At 54.4% G+C, this 20,994-nt stretch carries 18 protein-coding genes; 13 read left to right on the plus strand and 5 right to left on the minus strand.

Annotation, left to right across the window (positions count from 1 at the left end):
* Window positions 1-34: 34 nt before the first annotated feature.
* The 4 genes from D5085_14240 to D5085_14255 are packed head-to-tail and all read left to right on the plus strand — an operon-like array spanning window position 35 to window position 4,430.
* Window positions 35-1,225, plus strand: a complete 1,191-nt coding sequence (locus D5085_14240) for a tyrosine--tRNA ligase (protein ID QEP45173.1) — start codon at window positions 35-37, stop codon at window positions 1,223-1,225.
* The gene (locus D5085_14245; protein ID QEP44177.1) at window positions 1,226-2,440 is read left to right on the plus strand and encodes an FAD-dependent oxidoreductase; all 1,215 of its coding nucleotides are present in this window, start codon (window positions 1,226-1,228) and stop codon (window positions 2,438-2,440) included.
* Window positions 2,441-3,625: an O-succinylhomoserine sulfhydrylase gene (locus D5085_14250; protein QEP44178.1), complete on the plus strand. Its 1,185-nt coding sequence runs from the start codon at window positions 2,441-2,443 to the stop codon at window positions 3,623-3,625.
* Window positions 3,612-4,430: a DUF455 family protein gene (locus D5085_14255; protein ID QEP44179.1), complete on the plus strand. Its 819-nt coding sequence runs from the start codon at window positions 3,612-3,614 to the stop codon at window positions 4,428-4,430. The genes D5085_14250 and D5085_14255 overlap by 14 nt, the downstream gene beginning before the upstream one ends.
* Window positions 4,431-4,444: 14 nt before the next feature.
* Here the strand turns inward: D5085_14255 and D5085_14260 are convergent, their stop codons facing one another.
* Window positions 4,445-5,140, minus strand: a complete 696-nt coding sequence (locus tag D5085_14260; protein ID QEP44180.1) for a hypothetical protein — start codon at window positions 5,138-5,140, stop codon at window positions 4,445-4,447.
* Between the two features lie 14 nt (window positions 5,141-5,154).
* Window positions 5,155-5,880, minus strand: coding sequence for a peptidase (locus D5085_14265; protein ID QEP44181.1), 726 nt, complete (start codon window positions 5,878-5,880; stop codon window positions 5,155-5,157).
* A gap of 141 nt (window positions 5,881-6,021) precedes the next feature.
* Here D5085_14265 and pcnB point away from each other — a divergent pair, with 141 nt between their 5' ends.
* Genes pcnB through D5085_14290 form a run of 5 tightly spaced genes read left to right on the plus strand, consistent with a single transcriptional unit; the run spans window position 6,022 to window position 9,931 of the window.
* The gene (pcnB, locus tag D5085_14270) at window positions 6,022-7,368 is read left to right on the plus strand and encodes a polynucleotide adenylyltransferase PcnB (protein ID QEP44182.1); all 1,347 of its coding nucleotides are present in this window, start codon (window positions 6,022-6,024) and stop codon (window positions 7,366-7,368) included.
* Window positions 7,295-7,855, plus strand: coding sequence for a 2-amino-4-hydroxy-6-hydroxymethyldihydropteridine diphosphokinase (gene folK, locus D5085_14275; GenBank protein QEP44183.1), 561 nt, complete (start codon window positions 7,295-7,297; stop codon window positions 7,853-7,855). Before pcnB ends, folK begins: the two co-directional genes overlap by 74 nt.
* The gene (gene panB / locus D5085_14280; GenBank protein QEP44184.1) at window positions 7,843-8,640 is read left to right on the plus strand and encodes a 3-methyl-2-oxobutanoate hydroxymethyltransferase; all 798 of its coding nucleotides are present in this window, start codon (window positions 7,843-7,845) and stop codon (window positions 8,638-8,640) included. Before folK ends, panB begins: the two co-directional genes overlap by 13 nt.
* Window positions 8,633-9,490, plus strand: coding sequence for a pantoate--beta-alanine ligase (locus tag D5085_14285; protein ID QEP44185.1), 858 nt, complete (start codon window positions 8,633-8,635; stop codon window positions 9,488-9,490). The genes panB and D5085_14285 overlap by 8 nt, the downstream gene beginning before the upstream one ends.
* A gap of 60 nt (window positions 9,491-9,550) precedes the next feature.
* The gene (locus D5085_14290; protein ID QEP44186.1) at window positions 9,551-9,931 is read left to right on the plus strand and encodes an aspartate 1-decarboxylase; all 381 of its coding nucleotides are present in this window, start codon (window positions 9,551-9,553) and stop codon (window positions 9,929-9,931) included.
* Here D5085_14290 and D5085_14295 read toward each other — a convergent pair.
* Complete coding sequence (locus tag D5085_14295; protein ID QEP45174.1) at window positions 9,863-11,065, minus strand: GNAT family N-acetyltransferase; 1,203 nt, start codon at window positions 11,063-11,065, stop codon at window positions 9,863-9,865. The genes D5085_14290 and D5085_14295 overlap by 69 nt on opposite strands.
* Before the next feature lie 127 nt (window positions 11,066-11,192).
* A complete protein-coding gene (gene apbC, locus D5085_14300) occupies window positions 11,193-12,290 on the minus strand; it encodes an iron-sulfur cluster carrier protein ApbC (protein ID QEP44187.1) in 1,098 nt (365 codons plus the stop codon).
* Window positions 12,291-12,449: 159 nt separating this feature from the next.
* Between apbC and D5085_14305 the strand changes: the two genes are divergently transcribed.
* The 4 genes from D5085_14305 to rfaH all read left to right on the plus strand — a co-directional run bounded on the left by D5085_14305 (window position 12,450) and on the right by rfaH (window position 20,650).
* Entirely contained in the window at window positions 12,450-16,133 is a 3,684-nt protein-coding gene (locus D5085_14305; protein QEP44188.1) for a DUF1631 family protein, read from the plus strand.
* 130 nt (window positions 16,134-16,263) lie between these two features.
* Window positions 16,264-18,264: a methionine--tRNA ligase gene (locus D5085_14310; protein ID QEP44189.1), complete on the plus strand. Its 2,001-nt coding sequence runs from the start codon at window positions 16,264-16,266 to the stop codon at window positions 18,262-18,264.
* 26 nt (window positions 18,265-18,290) lie between these two features.
* Window positions 18,291-20,150 (plus strand): DUF1631 family protein, encoded by a 1,860-nt coding sequence (locus D5085_14315; GenBank protein QEP44190.1) that lies wholly within the window; start codon window positions 18,291-18,293, stop codon window positions 20,148-20,150.
* The gene (rfaH, locus tag D5085_14320; protein QEP44191.1) at window positions 20,093-20,650 is read left to right on the plus strand and encodes a transcription/translation regulatory transformer protein RfaH; all 558 of its coding nucleotides are present in this window, start codon (window positions 20,093-20,095) and stop codon (window positions 20,648-20,650) included. Before D5085_14315 ends, rfaH begins: the two co-directional genes overlap by 58 nt.
* Before the next feature lie 7 nt (window positions 20,651-20,657).
* Here the strand turns inward: rfaH and D5085_14325 are convergent, their stop codons facing one another.
* The gene (locus D5085_14325) at window positions 20,658-20,885 is read right to left on the minus strand and encodes a hypothetical protein (protein ID QEP44192.1); all 228 of its coding nucleotides are present in this window, start codon (window positions 20,883-20,885) and stop codon (window positions 20,658-20,660) included.
* Window positions 20,886-20,994 lie beyond the last annotated feature (109 nt).

The following is a 20,994-nucleotide window of genomic DNA, read 5'->3' on the forward strand; positions in this document are numbered from 1 at the left end:
GAGAGAGGGATAGAGCATAGTGATAGGTGCCGATATAACAGAGCAGTTAGCGCTCATTGAACGGGGGGCAGCGGAGATTCTGCCCCAAGAGGCGTTGGTTAAAAAGCTACAACGGGGCGAACCGTTAACGATTAAGGCCGGTTTTGATCCCACCGCGCCCGATCTCCATCTAGGCCATACGGTGCTAATTAACAAACTGCGCCAGTTTCAGCAGCTTGGCCATCGGGTTAAATTTTTAATTGGCGATTTTACCGCCACGATTGGCGATCCGACCGGAAAGAGTGCCACCCGGCCGACACTCACCGTAGCTGAGGTGGCGGAAAATAGCCAAACCTACCAGCGGCAGATCTTTAAAATTCTCGACCCAGAGCTGACCGAGATCTGTTTTAACTCCGCTTGGATGGGAAAGATGGATGCGGCCGGATTAATCGCCCTAGCCGCGCAACATACGGTGGCTCGAATGCTAGAGCGCGATGACTTTAGCAAGCGCTATCAAGCCGGGCAGCCGATTGCGATTCATGAGTTTCTCTATCCACTGGTGCAGGCCTATGACTCAGTTGCAATGAGGGCCGATGTCGAGCTTGGGGGAACCGACCAAAAGTTTAATCTGCTCGTCGGGCGACAGCTCCAAGAGAGTATGGGGCTAGAGCCACAGGTGGTACTCACCATGCCGCTATTAGAGGGGCTTGATGGGGTGCAGAAGATGTCCAAATCCCTCGGCAACTATATCGGCATCGATGAGCCGCCCGATGAGCAGTTTGGCAAATTGATGTCTATCTCCGATGAGTTGATGTGGCGCTACTTTGAGCTTCTCAGCTTTAAGCCGATGGCTGAGATCGAACAGCTACGCCATGAGATGGCGGCCGGTAAGAATCCACGCGATATTAAATTAATGCTAGGCGTCGAAATGGTTGACCGCTTTCACGGTGAGGGGGCAGGAGAGAGGGCACAGCAGAACTTTTTAAACCGATTTCAGAAGGGGCAGTTACCAGATGAGATCGAGTCGGTAACGCTCGATAGTGGCGGTGAGGGGGTGATGATCGCAGCACTGCTCAAAGCGGCAGGGCTAGTGCAATCGAGCGGCGAGGGGATACGGATGGTCAAACAGGGGGCGGTTAAACTCGATGGCGAAAGGGTGAGTGACAGCAAACGGCTGCTAGAGGCCGGTAGCGAGGCTATCGTTCAGGTCGGTAAGCGGCGTATTGCCAAGATTAAGGTCAACTAAGTGGTCGATGTTACCCTTATCGGCGGTGGTGTCGCCGGACTATGGCTGCTCAACCGCCTTAAACAGCAGGGCTATTCGGTGGTTCTGTGTGAACGAGGTGCGATTGGAGCAGGTCAAACCGGTTACTCTCAAGGCATCATTCATGGAGGGGTGAAATATGCTCTAAACGGTATCGTCAATGATGCCTCTGAGGCGATTGCAGCCATGCCGCAGCGCTGGCGGCAGGCGTTAGACGGTCAAGGTGAGATCGATTTAAGTGGCGTTAAGCTGTTAGCACCGCAGCAGCTACTCTGGTCATCGGCGGCGATCACCTCTCGTCTAGCCGGTTTTTTTGCCAGCCAATTGATGCGCAGCCGGATGGAGCGCCTGCCGCAAGCCGACTACCCCGCTATCTTTGCCCATGCCGACTTTAAGGGGCAGCTCTATCGGCTGCACGAGCCGGTACTCGACACCCACTCGCTATTAAGCGAACTAGTGAAACCCTACCGCACCTCCATCGTCACCGGTGCTGAGCTCCAGCTACAGCGATCTGCACATAGAGAGGGGGGGTGGCACTGTTCTCATGCGCAGACCCAAACGCAGTGGTCTAGTCGGGCGCTGGTCTTGACTGCGGGTGAGGGGAGCGGTGCTCTACTGCAGCAGTTACAGCAGCGACAGCCAGAGATGAAGCTGCGGCCGTTACAGATGGTGATGGTGCGTGGGGAGGCGCTCTCCCCCCTCTATGCCCACGCCCTCGGTGCCTCCGCCGCGCCGAAGTTGACCCTCACCACCCACTACGATAGCCAGGGGCGGACACTCTGGTATCTGGGGGGAGAGCTATCGGAGCAGGGGGTAACGAGACAGAGTGCGGCCCAGCTTCAGGTGGCAAAGCAGCAGCTCTCGGAGCTTATGCCGTGGCTCGAACAGCGTCAGTTACAGTGGGCGACTCTACCGATTAATCGGGCCGAGGGGATTCATCGTGACGGCTCTAGGCCGACCGAGCCCTTTATCGCCTGTTGTGATGAGGAGCGGTTAATGACCGCATGGCCGACTAAACTTGCCTTTGCGCCGTTACTGGCAGAGAGGGTGGAGGGCATCTTACAACGGTGGCGACTAGCGCCAGGCTGCGCCGATAACGATGCGCCTATCTTTGATAGCAAGGTCGATATCTCGCCACTGCCGTGGCAGAGAGAGTCGTTATGGTCTAACGGTAACATAAATATAGAGGGACAATAGATGTTTGAGTGGAGCGAGTGGCAGTTAGAGACCCAAGCGGTACGCGCCGGTCAGCAGTTAACCTGCGAAGGGGAGCAGAGTGAGCCTATTTTTCCGACCTCCAGCTTTCGATTTACATCGGCACAGCAGGCGGCAGATCGCTTTTCGGGGGTCGAGGCGGGGAATATCTACTCCCGTTTTACCAACCCGACTGTGCGTACCTTTGAGCAGCGACTAGCGGCGATGGAGGGGGGGGAGCGCTGCGTTGCCACCAGCTCCGGCATGGCGGCGATTCTGGCCACCTGCATGGGGTTATTGCAACAGGGTGATCATATTGTCGCCTCACAATCTGTCTTTGGTACCACCACCGTGCTGTTTAATAACTACATGGCTAAATTTGGCGTGACTACCACCTTTGTCAACTTGACCGATATTGACGCCTGGCAACAGGCGATCACTTCCCAAACTCGGCTGCTGTTCTTGGAGACCCCCTCCAATCCTGTCACCGACCTTGCCGATATTGCGCAGCTAGCTGAATTGGCCCAGCGGCACCACTGCTGGTTAGCGGTCGATAACTGTTTCTGTACGCCGGTGCTACAGCGTCCGCTAGCTCTCGGTGCTGATCTTGTGATCCACTCAGCCACCAAATATCTCGATGGGCAGGGGCGAGCCATCGGGGGGGCGGTGGTGGGGCGTGAGGAGCTGATGAAGGAGGTGTTCGCCTTTTTACGCACCGCAGGGCCGACGATGAGCCCCTTTAATGCTTGGATATTTCTAAAGGGGTTAGAGACGCTATCGCTGCGGATGGAGCGCCACTGTCACAACGCCCTACAGCTAGCGACATGGCTAGAGCAGCAGCCGGCCGTTGAACGGGTTAACTTTCCCGGTCTCACTAGCCACCCCCAACACCGGCTGGCGAAAGAGCAGCAGTCGGGGCCGGGGGGGCTGCTCTCCTTTACGGTCAAAGGGGGGCGAGCGGCGGCGTGGCAGGTTGTCGATGCGACTCGCATCTGCTCTATTACCGCCAATTTAGGTGACACAAAAACCACCATTACCCATCCGGCGACCACAACCCATGGCCGTTTAAGCGAAGAGCAGCGCCAAGCGGCGGGGATTGACGAGGGGCTATTGCGAATCTCGGTCGGGCTCGAAGCGGTGACCGATCTACAGGCCGACCTAGCACGGGGACTCGATGGACTATCCTAAACTGCTTGAGGCGCTACTAGAGTCGGAACCGGCTCAAAAAGTGGCGCAAACAGGGCAGCTATGGCAGCAGTGGCAAGCGGGAGGGTGGCGAGACGGAGAGGGTACCTCAGCGTTACCCCAATCGGTCACGGTGCCGGGGCGACCTGAACGCTTGGCCTTAGTCGCTTCGCGTGATCTACCGCGCCGCAAACCGACCACCCCAGAGGGGCGGGCGATCCTACTCCACTCGCTAGTTCACATTGAGTTTAATGCCATTAATCTAGCACTCGATGCCGCCTACCGCTTTCGGACACTCCCCGCAGCCTATCTGGCCGACTGGTTACAGGTGGCCGCCGAAGAGGCCTACCACTTTAGTCTGCTAAATAGCCACTTAAACCATTTAGGCTACCGCTATGGCGACTATCCGGCCCACAATGGCCTATGGGAGATGGCGTTAAAAACGGCAGATAGCCCGCTAGCGCGAATGGCACTGGTGCCGCGAACCTTAGAGGCAAGAGGGCTAGATGTCACCCCCACGATTCAAACCAAGCTGCGAGATAATGGTGATGCCAACGCCGCCTTATTGCTGGAAATCATCTTTCGCGATGAGATAGGCCATGTCGCGATCGGCAACCGCTGGTTTAACTACCTCTGTCAGCAGCAGGGGCTAGAACCTACGGCGACCTTTCTACAGCTCTTTGAACAGTATGGCGTCTCCCCACCCCGCCCCCCCTTCGCCCGTGAGGCGAGATATCAGGCCGGCTTTAGCGCCGCAGAGCTCGATTACCTAGAGTTTGGGGGAGCCACTACCGTTATTAAGGGCTAATAGGGTCGGGTTAACTAATAGAAAGCGCTCACCTCAGGCTCGGGTGCTAGCCATAGCAGGAGCACGACTATAGCCACCGCAAGCAGTAGCGTCAGCACCATACGCCAGAGCGGCGCAGGCGGATAGGTGCTGTAGCTATAGCGCCCCTCCCCTTTGCCTTTGACCATTGCGATGATTAGAGCCTCGCCCCGCAAACGGTAGAGAATAATCGCACCGATATGGAGCCCCACCAGTGCCATAATCAGATTAAAATTGAGGTGGTGTAGCTGGGTTAGCCGTTCGGCGATCTCGGCAGAGACGGCACCATACCACGGCCCCTCAAACAGAATATCGTCGTAGGCAAACAGCCCGCTTATCGCCTGTAGCAGCAACAGCAGTAGCATCGCGGCAACCGACCAGCCCCCTGCCGGATTGTGGCCTGGTGCATGGGGGGAGCGCCCCTTGAAGTAGTCGATAACCGCCTTAGGTGAGCGGATAAACTGGCTAAAGCGAGCATAATGGCTCCCCCAGAGCCCCCAAAAGAGCCGAAACAGTAGTAGCGTTAAGAGGGCGTAGCCACAGTAGCTGTGCCAGAGCATATTGCCCCTCTCCACCGTGATCCAAGCCCCAATGAGCAGCAGCAGCAGTAACCAGTGAAACAGACGCACGCCAATATCCCATACCGGATAGCGAGGGTGATTGAGATTGACAGAGGATGACGATGACACCATCTCGACTCCGTAAACTATGCCGACCGCTGGGGTTGGCGTAGCTGGTAGAGGCGGGTTAAGTGGTTAAATAGGGAGAGGGAGTTGAGATGGGCATAGATAAGCCCTAACGCTCGCTGCTTGCGCAGGGTTAGAAACTGCTCATCGGAGAGAGTATTGAGCGCCTCCTCATTCACCGCATAGAGTCCGGTCAGATTACGGTTCTGCGTCCCCTGCTTAAACTGTAGATTGAGGGGGCGTATTAGCTCTAGCTCCTGTAGCGTTTTGCAAAACTGTAGGGTTAACTGCTCCATCTGATGTAGCTCGGTGAGAAATTTGCGTACATTCTCCAGCAGCGGGCTCTCTTGACCCTCGTTATCAAACAGCGGCTGCCCCTCACTCTCATTGACCAGCTCGCTCTCCTCATCTAGGCAGATAGCATAGTTCTGCCCCTCAGCGCTGATCTCGGTCTGCGCTAACGAGAAGGGGTAGCGGCGCAAAATAGCCGGAATGTAGGGGGCGTTCCAGACTCCCTGCTCATCTAAAAACAGATTCTGCTCCTGCTCTAGGCCAAAAATTGTTGCTAACCGATACTGCTCACCGGCCTGAATCAGCACCACAGGGTAGGTGGTAGCGGCTTGGGGCAGTTCGTTCACCATCACGGTGGCGAGATTTAGCCCTTTGGCAAACTTGTAGTTAACTAACTGTTTTATTTTTGTTTTTTTATGTTGTTCCGTCGAAATGGGCACGATTTTTTTAAACATGAATAGACTCCTGAAATGGCTGTATAGCGTATGTTAATAGGGACTCGAAGCAGTGCTACGGCCCCTATTTTACCCACTTAGCTAGAGTCAGGGCAATGGAGTTGATTTGCCGCCAGAGTTAATCATGCTATGATTTAAGCCATGATTAGATGGATTAAACGCAAATTAGCGCTCTCCAGAGCCTCAGTGCTGCCTGTTGCTAGGCAGCCACAACGAGTGGCTGCAGCTCAGCTCAATATCGGCCTTGAGCAGATGGGAAAAAGCAGTGTTAAGGTGATGCAGAAGTTACATCAGGCGGGCTTTGAGGTCTCGATGGTTGGTGGCGGGGTGAGAGATCTACTGCTTCGCCAACGGCCTAAAGATTTCGATATTGTGACGAACGCTAGACCGGAACAGGTGCGTTCCCTGTTTCGTAATAGTCGGTTAATAGGGCGCCGATTCCGCTTAGCCCATGTCTATTTTGGCAACGATATCGTTGAAGTGGCGACCTATCGTGGCAGTGATGAGAGCGGTCAAAAACTTAATGATGAGGGGATGGTACTGCGTGACAATGTCTATGGCGATCTACAGAGTGATGCTTGGCGACGCGACTTTACGGTTAACGCCCTCTACTTTGAGTTCGCCTCGCAGAGTGTTATCGACTATACCGGCGGCCTAGAGGATCTGAATCAGCGCAAACTAGTGACGATCGGCGAGCCACTGCTGCGTTTTCGTGAAGATCCGGTGCGAATGATTCGGGCGGTCAGGTTTGCCGCGAAACTAGATCTCCAGCCGGATAGGGCGATTGACGCGGCGATTGAGCAGTCGGGTGCCTTGCTGCAAGGAGTCTCACCCTCTCGACTATTCGATGAGGCGGCAAAACTGTTTCTTACCGGACACGGTGAAGCGAGCTTTCGGCTGCTACGAACCTATGAGCTACTCCCGCTCCTCTATCCCCACCTCAATGAGACTCTACTGAGCGAGCCGATAACGGCGCGTTTTATCAAAGTGGCGCTGCAAAATAGCGATCGGCGTGTCGCGGAGGGGAGACCGGTCACCCCCGCCTTTCTGCTAGCGGCGCTGCTATGGCCGCAGGTAAATCGACTCATCGAAGGGGGAGATAGCTCCAGCGGGCAATATCTACAGCAGCTACAACAGATCGGAGATGAGGTGCTGACACAGCAGCAGAGATATACCGCCGGCCCTCGGCGCCACCTAATGATGGCACGCGATATTTGGGTGGTACAGCATCGGTTGATCTTAAAGCGGCAACCGGAGCGGACTTTGGCAAACCCCAGTTTTCGGGCCGCCTTCGATTTTCTGCAACTACGAGCGCTCGCCGGAGAGGAGGAACTACAGCCACTGGTCGAGTGGTGGGAGCAGTTTCAACTAGGTTCAGCGCCAGAGCGGCAGCAGATAGCTGTCGAGCCTTCTGATGAACGGCGTCGCCGTCGCCGTCGGCGCGGGCCGGGGCGAACCCTCACCGCACCACAACGCAGCGAGGCCTAGGGTGGTGACGGTCTATATCGGTCTAGGCAGCAATCTACAGCAGCCGTTGCAACAGATAGAGCGGGCGCTTAAAGCGCTGTCACAGCTACCGCAGACTCGCCTTAAAGCCGTCTCGAACCGCTACCGTAGCGCCCCGTTAGGCAATATGGCGCAACCTGACTACCTTAATGCCGTGGCCAAGCTTGAGACCCTGCTAGAGCCGCAACCATTACTGCAGCAGCTACAGCAGCTTGAGCGGCAGCAGGGGCGACAGCCTAGCTGCGAGCGATGGCAGGCGCGGACGCTTGATCTCGACCTACTGCTCTATGGCAACTTAGAGCAGCAACAGCCGCAGCTAACGCTCCCCCATCCAGGTCTCACCGAACGACCCTTTGTCGCGATCCCACTGCTAGAGCTCGATCCCGATCTAACCCTACCTAACGGGGTGCGGCTAGATCACTATCCAGCTGCAGCCAAACAGAGTGAACTACTATTGTGCCAAGATTGACTTTAAGCCACTTTCGCCAGCTACATCAGCAGGGGGAGCGCTTTGCGACGCTCACCGCCTATGATGCGACCCTAGCCCGCCTGTTTGAACAGCAGGGGGTAGAGCTGCTATTAGTCGGCGACTCGCTCGGTATGGTCGTGCAAGGGGAGGAGAGTACCGTCGCGGTCTCGATGGAGGCGATGCTCTACCATACCCGCATGGTGGTTCGCAGTACCGAAACGGCGCTTGTGATGGCCGATATGCCGTTTATGAGCTACCGTCATCCACAACAGGCGCTCAAAAATAGCGGGCGCTTACTAGCAGAGGGCGGCGCACAGCTAGTCAAATTAGAGCTGCACGCAGAACAGATCGACTTAGTGGCGACCCTCTCCAGAGCGGGGGTACCGGTCTGTGCCCACCTCGGACTACTGCCACAGCAAGTGCATCAACTAGGGGGGTATCGGGTACAGGGTCAAAATGCAGAGCAGGCCGCAGCACTACTCGACTCTGCCATAGCGTGTGAGCAGGCTGGTGCCTCAATGCTACTACTAGAGTGCGTATCGCAACAGGTGAGTCGCGCGGTATCAGAGCGGCTATCGATTCCAGTCATCGGCATCGGTGCGGGGCCGGCGTGCGCCTCTCAAGTACTCGTCTGTTACGATATGTTAGGCCTCACGCCAGGACGGCGGCCACGATTTGTCAAAAACTATATGGAGGGGGCCAGTAGCATAGCCGATGCGATCACCCGCTATGTGACCGAGGTCAAACAGGGACAGTTTCCGGCACCGGAGCACTGTTTTGCATAGCGTGACCAGCATAACCGAGCTGCGCCAGCGGCTGCATAGGTGGCGAGCACAGCAGCAGAGCATCGCTCTAGTACCGACGCTAGGCAATCTCCACCAAGGGCATTTGGCGCTAGTAGAGCGGGCGCAGCAGCGTGCCGATCGAGTGGTTGTCTCTGTGTTTGTCAATCCACTACAGTTTGGGCATAACGATGATCTAGCCCGCTATCCACGGACACCACAGCAAGACGAGCAGCAGCTAAGGCAGGCGGGGGTCGATCTGCTATTTATGCCGACGACTGAGGAGATCTATCCGGCCGGAGCGCAAGCCGTGACCGTCGTGGAGGTGCCTGAACTATCCGATATCTTATGTGGTGCCCAACGACCGGGTCACTTTCGCGGCGTCGCGACGGTAGTGACCAAACTGTTCAATATGGTGCAGCCCGACATAGCCCTCTTTGGCGAAAAGGATTGGCAGCAGCTAACCATTATTCGACGGTTAGTGGCTGATCTGAACCTCTCAGTTGAGATTATCGCTGTGCCGATAGTTCGTGATAGTGATGGCTTAGCCCTAAGCTCACGCAACAGCTACCTTAGCACGCGAGAACGGCAGCTCGCGCCAGAACTCTATCGCACCTTGCGCCTGATTGCCCACCGGCTATCCTTAGGGGAGGATAATCTGCTCGCACTGGAAGAGGAGGGGTTAAACCGACTGCGACAGGCCGGCTTTCAACCCGACTATGTGGCGATTCGCGCCGCCGAGAGCCTCGCTCTGCCGCAGTCGGTAGATAGGAAATTAGTTATTTTAGCAGCCGTTCGATTAGGGCAGACGCGCTTAATTGACAATCTGCTCTGGAACGCTATTTCGGTCTAGTGGCAACCCTTGTTATAATCCACGCCTTTATGAATAATCGGGAGCTATCCAATCTGAACCATGATCACCATGATGTTAAAAGCCAAACTGCACCGAGTGCAGGTGACTCACGCTGAACTCGATTATGAGGGCTCTTGTGCGATTGACAGCTCCCTGCTGGAGTTAGCAGGGATCCGAGAGTATGAGCAGATTGAAATTTACAATGTGACCAATGGAGAGCGTTTTACCACCTACGCCATTAGTGCTGAACCCCATTCGGGGACGATTTCGGTTAACGGTGCCGCCGCTCACAGAGCCCGCCCGGGCGATTTAGTGATTATTTGCGCCTATATCGGCCTTAACCATGAGGAGCTGCTGCGCCATAAGCCCAATTTAATCTATGTCGGTGACGGTAATCGGATCAAGCGCCGCGATCATACCATCGCCATGCAGGCTGCCTGATGGTTGACCATGAAGCGCGAAGGGCGAGCGCTCCATTAACTCAGCACAGTAGCTCGCTACCGCCGTGCGTTCGTGGTTAGCCCAGCGCTCAATGGGGTAGAGAAACTGCTCGTTATTAATATAGTGGCTAGAGCGGGTCAATACCGGCATAAAGCCGCGTGCGAGTTTGTGCTCCCCTTGGGCACCTGGCTCAAAAAACTGTAACTGCTGCTCAATGGCATACTCAATACCACGATAGTAGCAGGTCTCGAAGTGGAGGGCGCTATGGTGCTCAATCGCCCCCCAGTGACGGCCATAGAGGCGCTCATTATCGCGAAATAGCAGCGCTCCGGCGATCGGAGTGTGGTTGCGTTCAGCAAAGATAAGCACGACTTGAGAGCCGAGCGTGGCAGCTATTTCGGTAAAAAAACCGAAATTGAGCGTCGCCAAGCTCCACTTTTCCTCAAACGTCTGTTGATAGAAGCGGCTAAAGTGGTGCCAGTCGGCCTCACAGCTCTCATGGCCATGGACAATACGGAAACTGATATCGCTATTGGCCACTTTTTTGCGCTCCTGATGGATATTTTTGCGCTTTTTGTGGGTTAACTCCCCTAAAAAATGTTCAAAATGGGTGTAATTGGCATTCTCCCAGTGGAACTGAATATCGCTACGAGCAAAGAAGTGTTGCCGCTGCCACAACTCGTGCTCCTCATCTTGTTGAAACAGCAGATGGGCACTGGAGTAGTCTCCCTGTTGGAGTAGTTGGTGCAGTAGCTGTTCAAAGAGGGGCTGCACCTCAGCCAGTGGCAGCGAACTAATCACCCTCGGGCCAGTCACCGGCGTATAGGGGATAGCGCTAACCAATTTGGGATAGTAGCTGAGCCCCCGCTGGCCAAAAGCGTTAGCCCAAGCGTGATCAAACACCAGCTCGCCGTATGAGTTGTGCTTCTCGTATAGCGGCAGAGCGGCGACTAACTGCCTATCACGGTAGAGCGCTAGATGGCACGGTAGCCAGCCAAAATGTTCGCCGACGCAGTGGTTATGCTCTAGCGCTGCCAGAAATTGGTGCTGAATAAAGGGGTTACTACCACGAATAAGAGCATTCCAGCTCTGCTGGGGGATCTCATCAATCGAACTGTGCAGCCGTAGCTCCAGTTTGGACTCTGCTGCCGTATTGAGGGGGGAGGTGGCGTACATTAAATATAAACAATAAATATCGACCTAACGCCTCTGATAGCGATTCACTATTCACTTATCAGAGGCAGAGGCTGATAACTTCAAATTAATCGTTAGAGATGACGATTTTGGGGAACTTAGCGCTATAATCCTTCGCCTGTTGCGACAATTTAGCGGCGGTGCGGCGGGCGATCTCTTTATAGATCTCCGTCACACGCCCGTTCGGATCGGCAATAACAGTCGGCTTGCCGCTGTCGGCCTCTTGCCGAATCTGAATATCGAGTGGCAGTGCGCCGAGGAAGTTGACATGATAGTCATCGGCCATCTTAGTCCCACCCCCCTGACCGAAAATATGCTCCTCATGGCCACACTTAGAGCAGATATGGATACTCATATTTTCGACCACACCGAGGATCGGCACCTCGACCTTCTCGAACATTTTATAGGCCTTACGGGCGTCGAGCAGGGCGATATCCTGCGGCGTGGTGACAATCACCGCACCACTGACAGGCACTTTTTGCGCTAGGGTTAACTGGGTATCGCCGGTACCGGGGGGGAGATCGATAACCAGATAATCGACCTCACGCCACTGAGTATCGTTCAATAGCTGCTCTAAGGCTTGAGTTACCATCGGGCCACGCCAGATCATGGGTGTATCCTCATCAATCAGATACCCTATCGACATCGACTGTAGGCCGTGGCTCATCACCGGCTCCATCGTCTGGCCATCGCTCGATTCGGGTTTGGCATCGGCAACACCCAACATCCTAGGTTGACTAGGGCCGTAGATATCGGCATCCAAAATGGCCACACTCGCCCCTTCGGCGGCTAAAGCTAAGGCCAAATTGACCGAAGTAGTCGATTTGCCCACCCCCCCTTTACCGGAGGCGACGGCAATAATATTCTTCACCCCTTTAATGTGTTTTACCCCTTTTTGCGCAGCGTGGGAGACGATTGCGTTACTAATATCGATCTCGACACAACTGACCCCCTCGACAGCGCCCACACGCTGCTCCAAATCTTGCTTCAGCGTCTGCTGGTAGCCTTGTGAGGGGAAACCGAGCGCTACAGAAAAAGAGACCTTGCCATCAGCGGCGAGCTCCAGATGCTTAATGCAGCCGGCACTCATGAGATCCTTCTCCAGATAGGGGTCGATATACTGCTTGATTGCCGCTTCAACAGCCGCCTTTTCGATGTCGGACATAGTAGATTCCTGAGGTTTTGTCTAGTTGAGTGAAACTGTCAATTGCTGTAGCCAGCAGAGAGTGACACCACCCGCCGCTACTGGCATGATAGGGCACTTATTTGGTATGGTTAGCCACTTTTTCAACTTTTTTACACACTACCGGAGTGATCTGCTGCGATGAGTCGGGATAAGCGGCGTCATAAACGCTACCCCATTACCCTTGAGGTTGTGTTGTCTTTTAGTGGCCGTTCGCCGCTTCGCTGTCAGGCACGCGACTTCTGTGTCGGCGGGCTCTATGTCGATATCGATCAGGGGGTGTCAGGGGTTAAGCTAGGGGAGCCACTAACGGTCGAATTCGATACCCCTGAGGGGGGGCATTTTCTCGAAGCGGAGGTGGTACGCATCGTCGATCAGGGGCTAGGGATCCACTTTACGCGGCAAGATATGGCCGCGTTGGCCTTTATGCAGCGCTGCACCGCCTCCTCCCCCCCGAACCTAGCGGCAGCGGCACAGATAGCAGCGCAGCTAGAGGAGGGGGTAACGCTGCTATTTAAACGAGCGCTTGAGCAGGTGAGTGAGGCGCTGCTACAGCGTACCGATTCGCTCTCTGAGCAGGGGGAGCGCTACGAACTCTATCAACTAGCGCAACAGCTAGCGCAACCTAAACGGCAGCAGCGACTATTACAACAGCTAGAGCAGTTATGGCAGCAGCGATACGAACACCCCCTAAAAGAGAGCGTTAGTGAATCGGCCGAGCTCTCGTTAATCGATACCGAACAGTTTGAGCGCTGGTTACTGCTAGATAGGTGTGCGGCTGAACTGAGAGAGCGTTGTGAAGAGCCTAACCATCAGCTAGAGCTGAGCCTACGGCAGTTACCACGGTTTAATCGTGGTGAGCAGGAGCCGCCTTGGGCGATTAAACCACTACTACAGTGCTGGATTGATGGGCTTGAACCGCTCTGTCAGCAGCTAATAGCGGTGCGCCTGCTGCTCGATTTCTGGCGTGACGAGATGGCTTTGCCCTATCTGCGACTTCTACAACAGCTTACCCAGACGCTACAGCAGCACGGCATCGGCCCTGAACGCCCGCCCTCTATCGAACAGACGCTTTTTAGCCGTCACAGTCGTCGCAGTGAAGGGGAGAGAGAGAGAGAGAGGGAGAGTCGAGAGGTGATCGATAGCCCTCAAAAGAGCGCCGAGGAGTCGAGTGGCACGGCCCCCCCGCTAACCGCGCTGCGACACTACCTGCGCCATCTAAACAGCGCGATTGCCGCATCGCCATCGTCGCCACTAGCGGCAACCCCTCTTCGAATCAGCCGAGAGCGCCTGCTCGCCGCTGCGCATCAACTCCCTCCTGAGCGCCATACGGGGCGCTATGAGCAGCTACAGCAGATTCTGGCACAGCAGGGGGAGGGGCAGATAGAGCCAGAGCTAGCGGAGTCGATACAGTTAGCCGATACGCTGTTTAGCTATGTGCGTCGAGATCAACGCTACTCCCCATCGAGCCAGCGCTGGTTTGATCAGCTTGAACCCTCACTGTTTAAGGCACTGATACAGCGGCCCACCCTGCTAGAGAGCGAAAGTGATCTACTCAATACCCTCTGTCAGAGCCTAAATGAGTTAGCCTATCTGGTGCCAGAGCAGCGTAGAGCCGATTATGAACGAGTTGACCAGGTAGTGCGGCAGCAGTTTGAACAGCTACATGAGCGTATCGAGTGTGATGAGCAGGCACTACAACAGAGCTGCGATAAAATTAGCGCGTTAACCGAAGAGTATCAGCAACACTACCAACAGCAGCGCAGGGTACAAATTGAGGCGATGGAGCAGCAGCAGCGCCACTCTGTTGCCGAACAGAGAGTGGCGAGAGAGCTCGATCACCGTTTTGCCGCTCGCCAGCTACCGACGCTACTCGGAGAGATTATTGAGGCGGGTTGGTACCCATTACTGCGACAGGTTGTGCTGCGAGAGGGGGAGGAGAGCCCGCAGTACCAGATCTACCTAAAGGGGCTAGAGCAGCTCCTGCTCTTTCTCGACTACCCTCAAGACTACAATAGCGTACAGCAGCAGCGGGCGTTTAAGCTCTACGCTTGGTTTGAAAAGATGTTACGGCTAAATAGCACTCAACCGCACCGGCTGACAACCCTGCTATCGACCCTCTCCTTAGCGCTAGCGACATCGGCCAACTATCGTATCCAGCTACCACGAGAGCGAGTCGAGGCAAGGCTGCCTAAACTGCAACCTTCGGTAGAGAGCTGGCGTCCACAAGAGTTAACGGCCAAAAGGTGGCAACACTTTGTGCGTCAGGGGCAGAATTTAGGGGAGGGGGATCGAATCCTGTTTCAGCGCCAGCCCGATACCGCGGCGGAGCCGCTAGAGCTCGCATGGTCGGATCAGCAGCGGCAGCGCTATCTATTTATCGACCACTCAGGCCAAGCCGCACTCGACTGCTCTTTAGGGGAGTTAGCACAAAAGTTCCACCAAAAGACGGTGAGCCTCTTAGAGCGCAGCGGCTTAAAGATAAATGAGCGAGCCTCGCAACAGCTACTGCAAGATCTGCACCAGTCGGTGCTACAGCAGGCTAATCGGGACGAGTTGACCCTACTTTTAGGTCGTCGTGCCTTTTTACGCGAGCTAGAGCGGGCGATCTTTATCGTACTGCACCAGCAGCTAACCGCACTACTGCTCATCGTGAATGTTAACCAGTTTCGGCTGATTAATCAGCTCTATGGTAACGAGGGGGGCGATCAACTGCTGCGCCAACTTGCCACCGTGATGAGGGCACAGCTAGGTGACGCGTCGATAGCAGCCCGCATTAATGGTGATGAGTTTGCGCTGCTGCTACGGGCGGATTCAGTCGAGGAGGCGAGTCAGCAGGCAGTCGCGCTCACAACCGCTTTAGCGGGGAGCGTTTTTCTCTGGCAGGGGAGCCCCATCCCCTTTTCGCTGCGAGCCGGAGCGGTAGTGTTAAGCGAGGCGTTGATCTCAGCTAGCGAGCTAATTAACCTAGCGAATAAGGCCTGCCAGCGAGCATTAGAGCGGCGTGTTACGGTGATTATCATCGACATAGAGGAGTCGATAGCACTGCTGCAGCAGGGGAGTGTCCAGCAGTTAATGGGCCGTTTGACCGAGATGATGACACAGAATCGGCTACGCTTGCGGGCACAGGAGATTGCGCCGATAGATCGCGCCAGCGGCTATCTTAAACATTACGAAATTCTCCTCTCAGTGGTCGATGAGGATGAGACTCCGCTACCGCTGTTTGAGTTCATTCAGGCGGCGGAGAGCTTCGGCCGGATGCAGGAGGTTGATCGCTGGGTGGTGGAGGCGACCTTTCGTTGGTTAAATCAGCACCACCACCAGCTACGGCAGTGTGCTGGGGTATCGATTAACCTCTCTGGACAGAGCGTGGGAGAGAGCGCTTTTCTTGAGTTTGTCCAGCAGCAGCTAGCGGCGGCGCAATTTAGCCCGACACTGGTCTGTTTCGAGGTGACAGAGACCTCGGCTGTGACCAACATAGACGATGCGATCTATTTTATTAACTCGCTTAAAGCGAGCGGCTGTCGTTTCTCGTTAGACGATTTTGGTACTGGCTACGCCTCTTATGCCTATCTACAGCGACTTCCGGTGGATTATCTGAAGATTGATGGGGTATTTATTAAAACTATCGCTAGCTCTGAGCAGGACTATCTGTTAGTGAAGTCGATTAACGATATTGGCCATATTCTCGGCAAACGGACGGTAGCCGAATATGTTGAAAATAGCCAAATTCTTGACCGGCTCCAAACGCTAGGGGTCGATTATGGCCAGGGGTACCAAATCCATCGACCGGTACCGCTTGAGCAGCTAATGATCACGATCTAAAAACCGTCATGGCGATTTAACTGTACAGTTGACTAGCGCATAGTGGGGCTATTTTGGTATGGTTAGCGGCTTGCAGTTTGGGTAAACAGGCCAGTTTAAAATTTTAACTTAACAGGAAACCGTCACCACTATGCCAACCTCTTTGCGCAAAATCGTTGTTACCAGTGCTCTCCCTTATGCCAACGGGCCGATCCATTTAGGCCATTTAGTGGAGTATATTCAGACCGATATCTGGGTTCGGTTTCAGCGGTGTCGGGGTCACGAGTGCCACTATGTCTGCGCCGATGATGCTCACGGCACCCCCATTATGTTGCGTGCCCAGAGCGAAGGGGTAGAGCCAGAGACGCTGATTGAGCGGATAGCGCAGGAGCATAAAGCCGATTTTGCCGCCTTTGCCATCGGTTTTGATAACTACTACACCACCCATAGCGACGAGAATCGCTACTTTGCCGAGCTGATCTATACCCGCCTGAAGGAGGGGGGCTACATTAACCAGCGTACCATTACCCAAGCCTATGATGCCGACAAAGAGATGTTTTTGCCCGATAGGTTTGTGACGGGGGAGTGTCCGAAGTGTGGCGCAGCTAATCAGTATGGCGATTCGTGTGAACAGTGTGGTGCGACCTATACCCCGACCGAGTTAAAAAATCCGCGTTCAGTACTCTCCGGCTCCACACCCATTGAGCGAGAGTCGGAGCACTACTTTGTCGATCTCTCCCGCTTTGAGGCGACATTAAAGCAGTGGATTCGCGATAGTCAGCTACAAGGGGCGATTGCGAGTAAGCTCAATGAGTGGTTCGAGGCGGGACTCAGTGATTGGGATATCTCTCGTGACGCCCCCTACTGGGGGTTTAAGATCCCCGGTACCGATGACAAATATTTCTATGTCTGGCTCGATGCCCCGATAGGCTATATGGCCAGTTTTCAGAACTACTGCCGTCAACACAACCTTGAGTTTGATCGCTACTGGGGGGCCGATAGTCAGAGTGAGCTCTACCACTTTATCGGTAAGGATATCGCCTATTTTCACACCCTATTTTGGCCGGCGATGCTCTATGGCGGCGGTTTTCGGCTGCCAACGGCGGTCTATTGTCACGGCTTTTTAACGGTGAATGGCCAGAAGATGTCCAAATCGCGCGGCACCTTCATTATGGCTCGCAGCTACCTTAACCATCTGAATCCGGAGTATTTGCGCTACTACTTCGCCTCGAAATTGAGTGACGGTATCGACGATCTTGATCTCAATTTGGACGATTTTATCCAAAAGGTGAACTCCGATTTAGTCGGCAAAGTGGTGAATATTGCTAGCCGCTGCGCCGGATTTATTAGCAAACGCTTTGAGGGCCAACTCTCCGAGACTTTAGCCGATGAGGCGCTGTGGCAGCAAGGGGTTGGTGCCGGTGAGGAGATTGCCGCCTGCTATGAAGTGCGACAATATAGCAAAGCGATGCGACTGGTGATGCAGTTAGCCGATCGCGCCAATGGCTATATCGATGAACAGAAACCGTGGCTGGTGGCCAAAGAGGAGAGTCGGGCACTCGAACTACAACAGATCTGTACCATGGGGCTCAACCTCTTTTACCAATTAGTGATCTATCTAAAGCCGGTACTGCCGCTACTAGCCCATCAAGCCGAGCAGTTTTTGGCTACCGGGCCGCTGTGCTGGCAGCAGCTAGCACAGCCGCAGTTAGGGCGTAAAATTGAGCGTTATCAGCCTCTTATGCAACGAGTAGATCCCAAGGCGGTTGCGGCGATGGTGGAGCAGTCGCAGCCGTCAGAAGCCTCGACAGGGTTGAGCGATCTGGCACAGCGCATCAGTATCGACGAGTTTGCCAAAGTCGATCTGCGCGTGGCCAAAATTGTCGCGGCCGAAGCGGTCGAAGGGGCCGATAAGCTGCTACGGCTTCAGCTCGACTTAGGGCCGGAGCAGCGACAGGTCTTTGCCGGCATTAAGTCAGCCTACGCCCCAGACGATCTGATAGGGCGCCTAACCGTGATGGTGGCTAATCTACAGCCGCGCAAAATGCGCTTTGGCCTCTCTGAAGGGATGGTATTAGCGGCAGGAGGGGAGGCAGGGCTGTTTCTACTACAGCCCGATAAGGGTGCTGAACCCGGGATGCCTATTCGCTAACCGTATTTAAGAGCAGGGAGAGAGTTATGGGGGAAGAGGCGCGTAGTTATGTCAGACACAAGATCGATCTGGCGGCAATGACCACCTTTGCCGGTCAGTACTCTACTTTGTGTACCATTCGTGACTTCTGCATTGGGGGGCTATTTCTCGACTGCAAGGAGTTTGTTGGCAATCAACTCCCCGCTGAGGTGGGTATGGGATCGGCACTAATCGTCGAGTTTGACACCCCTGAGGGGGGGCTATTTCTGGAAGGGGAGATTGTCAGACTCAGCGAAGAGAGCGGTATTGGGGTTAAGGTCACCGAGCGTAATCTGGAGGCGATTCTGTTTTTGCAAGCAGAGGCCTCATCCCACGCCAATCGACAGCAGCAGGAGAGTCGCCGCGAGCTTATTCGCCGCGAGTGTGCTGGGGTTATTTCAGCCTTTTTGAGCTGGTTTTTCGAGTCTGCGCTACAGAAGATTGAAGACTATCTATTTGAGCTCTATAACCAAGCAGAGGGTAAGGAGAGAGAGCCCTTTCATGAGGCCTTTTTACTGCTGCAACAGAAGAGCTGGCAGGTACGCAACGCTCTGATGCGGCGAGTTGAGCAGCAGCTTTTGACCCTCTCTGAGAGCGATACGGCAGCGGGTTATCAACTCGCACTAGCGACGCTAGATAAACGGGATGTGGTAGATAATGTCTCCTTCAGTAACTGGATCTCTATTACCAATTTGGTCAATGAGATAGAGCATCGCAAAGGGGCGGACATTGTCATTATGGAGGCACGCCTGTCGGAGATAGCGGTTGTGCCGGTGACTCGGGAGAGTCATCCTGCCGGACCGTTAGCCATTATCAATATATTTGGCAATGTGTTGCAGGAGTTTTTTCCCAATCCTGAGGTCTCAAACAGTATCTTTAAGACCTTTGCCGCGCTGTTTCAGCGCCGTTACGGTGAGTTACTGAATGAACTTGGCCTCTGTCTCGATAAACACGGCATCTCTAAACACTGCGCCACCGACGATGAGCCAGCCCCTCTTGCAGGGGAGAAAACCGACCCGAAACTGGAGTTACCGCTAGCGCTAGAACCTATCCAGCAACGGGGTATCGACTCTCATCTGCATAAGATCAATGGTAGCTACACTTGGCCACAGTTACCGGAGGGGGATGAGGGGATAGAGGAGGAGATGGGACTGCCCCACCAGCTCGCACAGCAGCTCAAACGGGCGATACAACAGGCTAGAACGGCGCGGTTAAAACAGCTTCTCGCTCAAAAGTTGGAGAAGATTCTCTGTGGTCAGGCGATGCCTGCGATCGTGTTTGAATTTCTCAATTTAGGGTGGAAAAATCTGCTGCTAGCTATTTTGAAACGGGAGGGGGTATCGAGTACCAATTTTGTCACCTACTTAAAAGTATTGGAGCAGTTGAGCCTGTTTTTAAGCTATCAGAAGCCGTTTAATGAAGATCAACAGCAGCGAGCCAATAGACTACTGCACTGGCTTGAGCGGGTGTTTCCGGTGGCCGCAACCGATAGCGCAGCGGCAGAGCAGCTATTAGAGCGCCTGCGGCGACTATTGCAGAGAGAACCGGCTGCAAGGTATCAGCAGTTGTGGCATAGGATAGAGGCAATGCCTAAAGTGCGGCCTGAATCCTCTCTTAAACGACTAGCCCCTGAGGAGGGGAGTGACACCGAATTGTGGCAGAGTCTGGTAAAGCGTTGCCAACTACTGCATAAGGGGGAGGGGATGATAGCTAAAGTATCGGGGCATCCGATCTGCTTTAACCTGCTCTGGAAAGATGGCTATACCGAGCAGTTACTGTTTATCGATGGTGATCGTAGTCAGCTACTGCAATTAAGCATGGGCGAGCTAGCGCTCGGTATCTATACTCGAAAATATTATTGGATCTGACGATTGTGCAACAGTGGTATCTCATTCAAACGAAGCCGAGACGGGAGAGCTTAGCTGAGAAAAATCTGCAACAGCAGGGGTTTATGACCTATCTGCCGTGGTTACTAACTCGCAAACGGCTACGCGAGCGCTGGCGTGAGGTAATCGAGCCGCTCTTTCCTCGCTACCTATTTATTCAGCTCGATCTTGACACCGATAATTCGGCACCGATTCGCTCTACCTTCGGGGTGAGTCGAATGGTTCGTTTCGGGGATACTCCTGCCACGGTGCCCGATGTAGTGATTACATCGCTACAGCAGCGTGAGCAGGAGGGGATCATTCGCTTAACCGATCAGACCCGCTTCAAAAAAGGGGATAAGCTGCGTATCGCCGAGGGGCCAATGAAGGAGTTAGAGGCGATATTTCAGTGCCAGCGTGGCGAGGATCGAGCCATCGTACTCATCACTGTGCTAGGCGAGCTGCGGCAGGTCAATATCGATATTAACCATCTAGTATTGTAACTAGGGGTTAATACCACACCGCATAACCACACCCTGTAGCAGCTCCACAGAGCGGGTAGTAGTGCGTGGTGATGGTGTTCGTGGCACAGGCGGAGTAGCCGCAGCTAGTGGTGGTTGTTAAGGTCGCCGGAACGGTGGTTGCGCCATTGACATAGTAGTGAGAGCAACCGACTAGAAAGGGGGTGGTAACTAGGGCGATGGCTAATAGTGGGTAGCGGATGGAGGAAAGTCGCATTTTAAGGCTCCTTGAGAGTTAGGTGAAGGTCATCGTTAATCACTGCTGAGCGATTAGACAACAATTACTAGCGAAAGACAAGAGCTAATCGGGTGTGATTCAAGCTGTG

The sequence above is a fragment of the Ectothiorhodospiraceae bacterium BW-2 genome, from assembly GCA_008375315.1.
Classification (GTDB): Bacteria; Pseudomonadota; Gammaproteobacteria; order Thiohalomonadales; family Thiohalomonadaceae; genus BW-2.

Excerpts from the sequence above, each read along its gene's own strand:
- D5085_14250 (QEP44178.1), top strand. The coding sequence starts at position 2,441 with ATGTTTGAGTGGAGCGAGTGGCAGTTAGAGACCCAAGCGGTACGCGCC.
- D5085_14255 (QEP44179.1), top strand. The coding sequence starts at position 3,612 with ATGGACTATCCTAAACTGCTTGAGGCGCTACTAGAGTCGGAACCGGCT.
- D5085_14260 (QEP44180.1), bottom strand. The coding sequence starts at position 5,140 with ATGGTGTCATCGTCATCCTCTGTCAATCTCAATCACCCTCGCTATCCG.
- D5085_14265 (QEP44181.1), bottom strand. The coding sequence starts at position 5,880 with ATGTTTAAAAAAATCGTGCCCATTTCGACGGAACAACATAAAAAAACA.
- pcnB (QEP44182.1), top strand. The coding sequence starts at position 6,022 with ATGATTAGATGGATTAAACGCAAATTAGCGCTCTCCAGAGCCTCAGTG.
- folK (QEP44183.1), top strand. The coding sequence starts at position 7,295 with ATGAACGGCGTCGCCGTCGCCGTCGGCGCGGGCCGGGGCGAACCCTCA.
- D5085_14290 (QEP44186.1), top strand. The coding sequence starts at position 9,551 with ATGATCACCATGATGTTAAAAGCCAAACTGCACCGAGTGCAGGTGACT.
- apbC (QEP44187.1), bottom strand. The coding sequence starts at position 12,290 with ATGTCCGACATCGAAAAGGCGGCTGTTGAAGCGGCAATCAAGCAGTAT.
- D5085_14305 (QEP44188.1), top strand. The coding sequence starts at position 12,450 with ATGAGTCGGGATAAGCGGCGTCATAAACGCTACCCCATTACCCTTGAG.
- D5085_14310 (QEP44189.1), top strand. The coding sequence starts at position 16,264 with ATGCCAACCTCTTTGCGCAAAATCGTTGTTACCAGTGCTCTCCCTTAT.
- D5085_14315 (QEP44190.1), top strand. The coding sequence starts at position 18,291 with ATGGGGGAAGAGGCGCGTAGTTATGTCAGACACAAGATCGATCTGGCG.
- D5085_14325 (QEP44192.1), bottom strand. The coding sequence starts at position 20,885 with ATGCGACTTTCCTCCATCCGCTACCCACTATTAGCCATCGCCCTAGTT.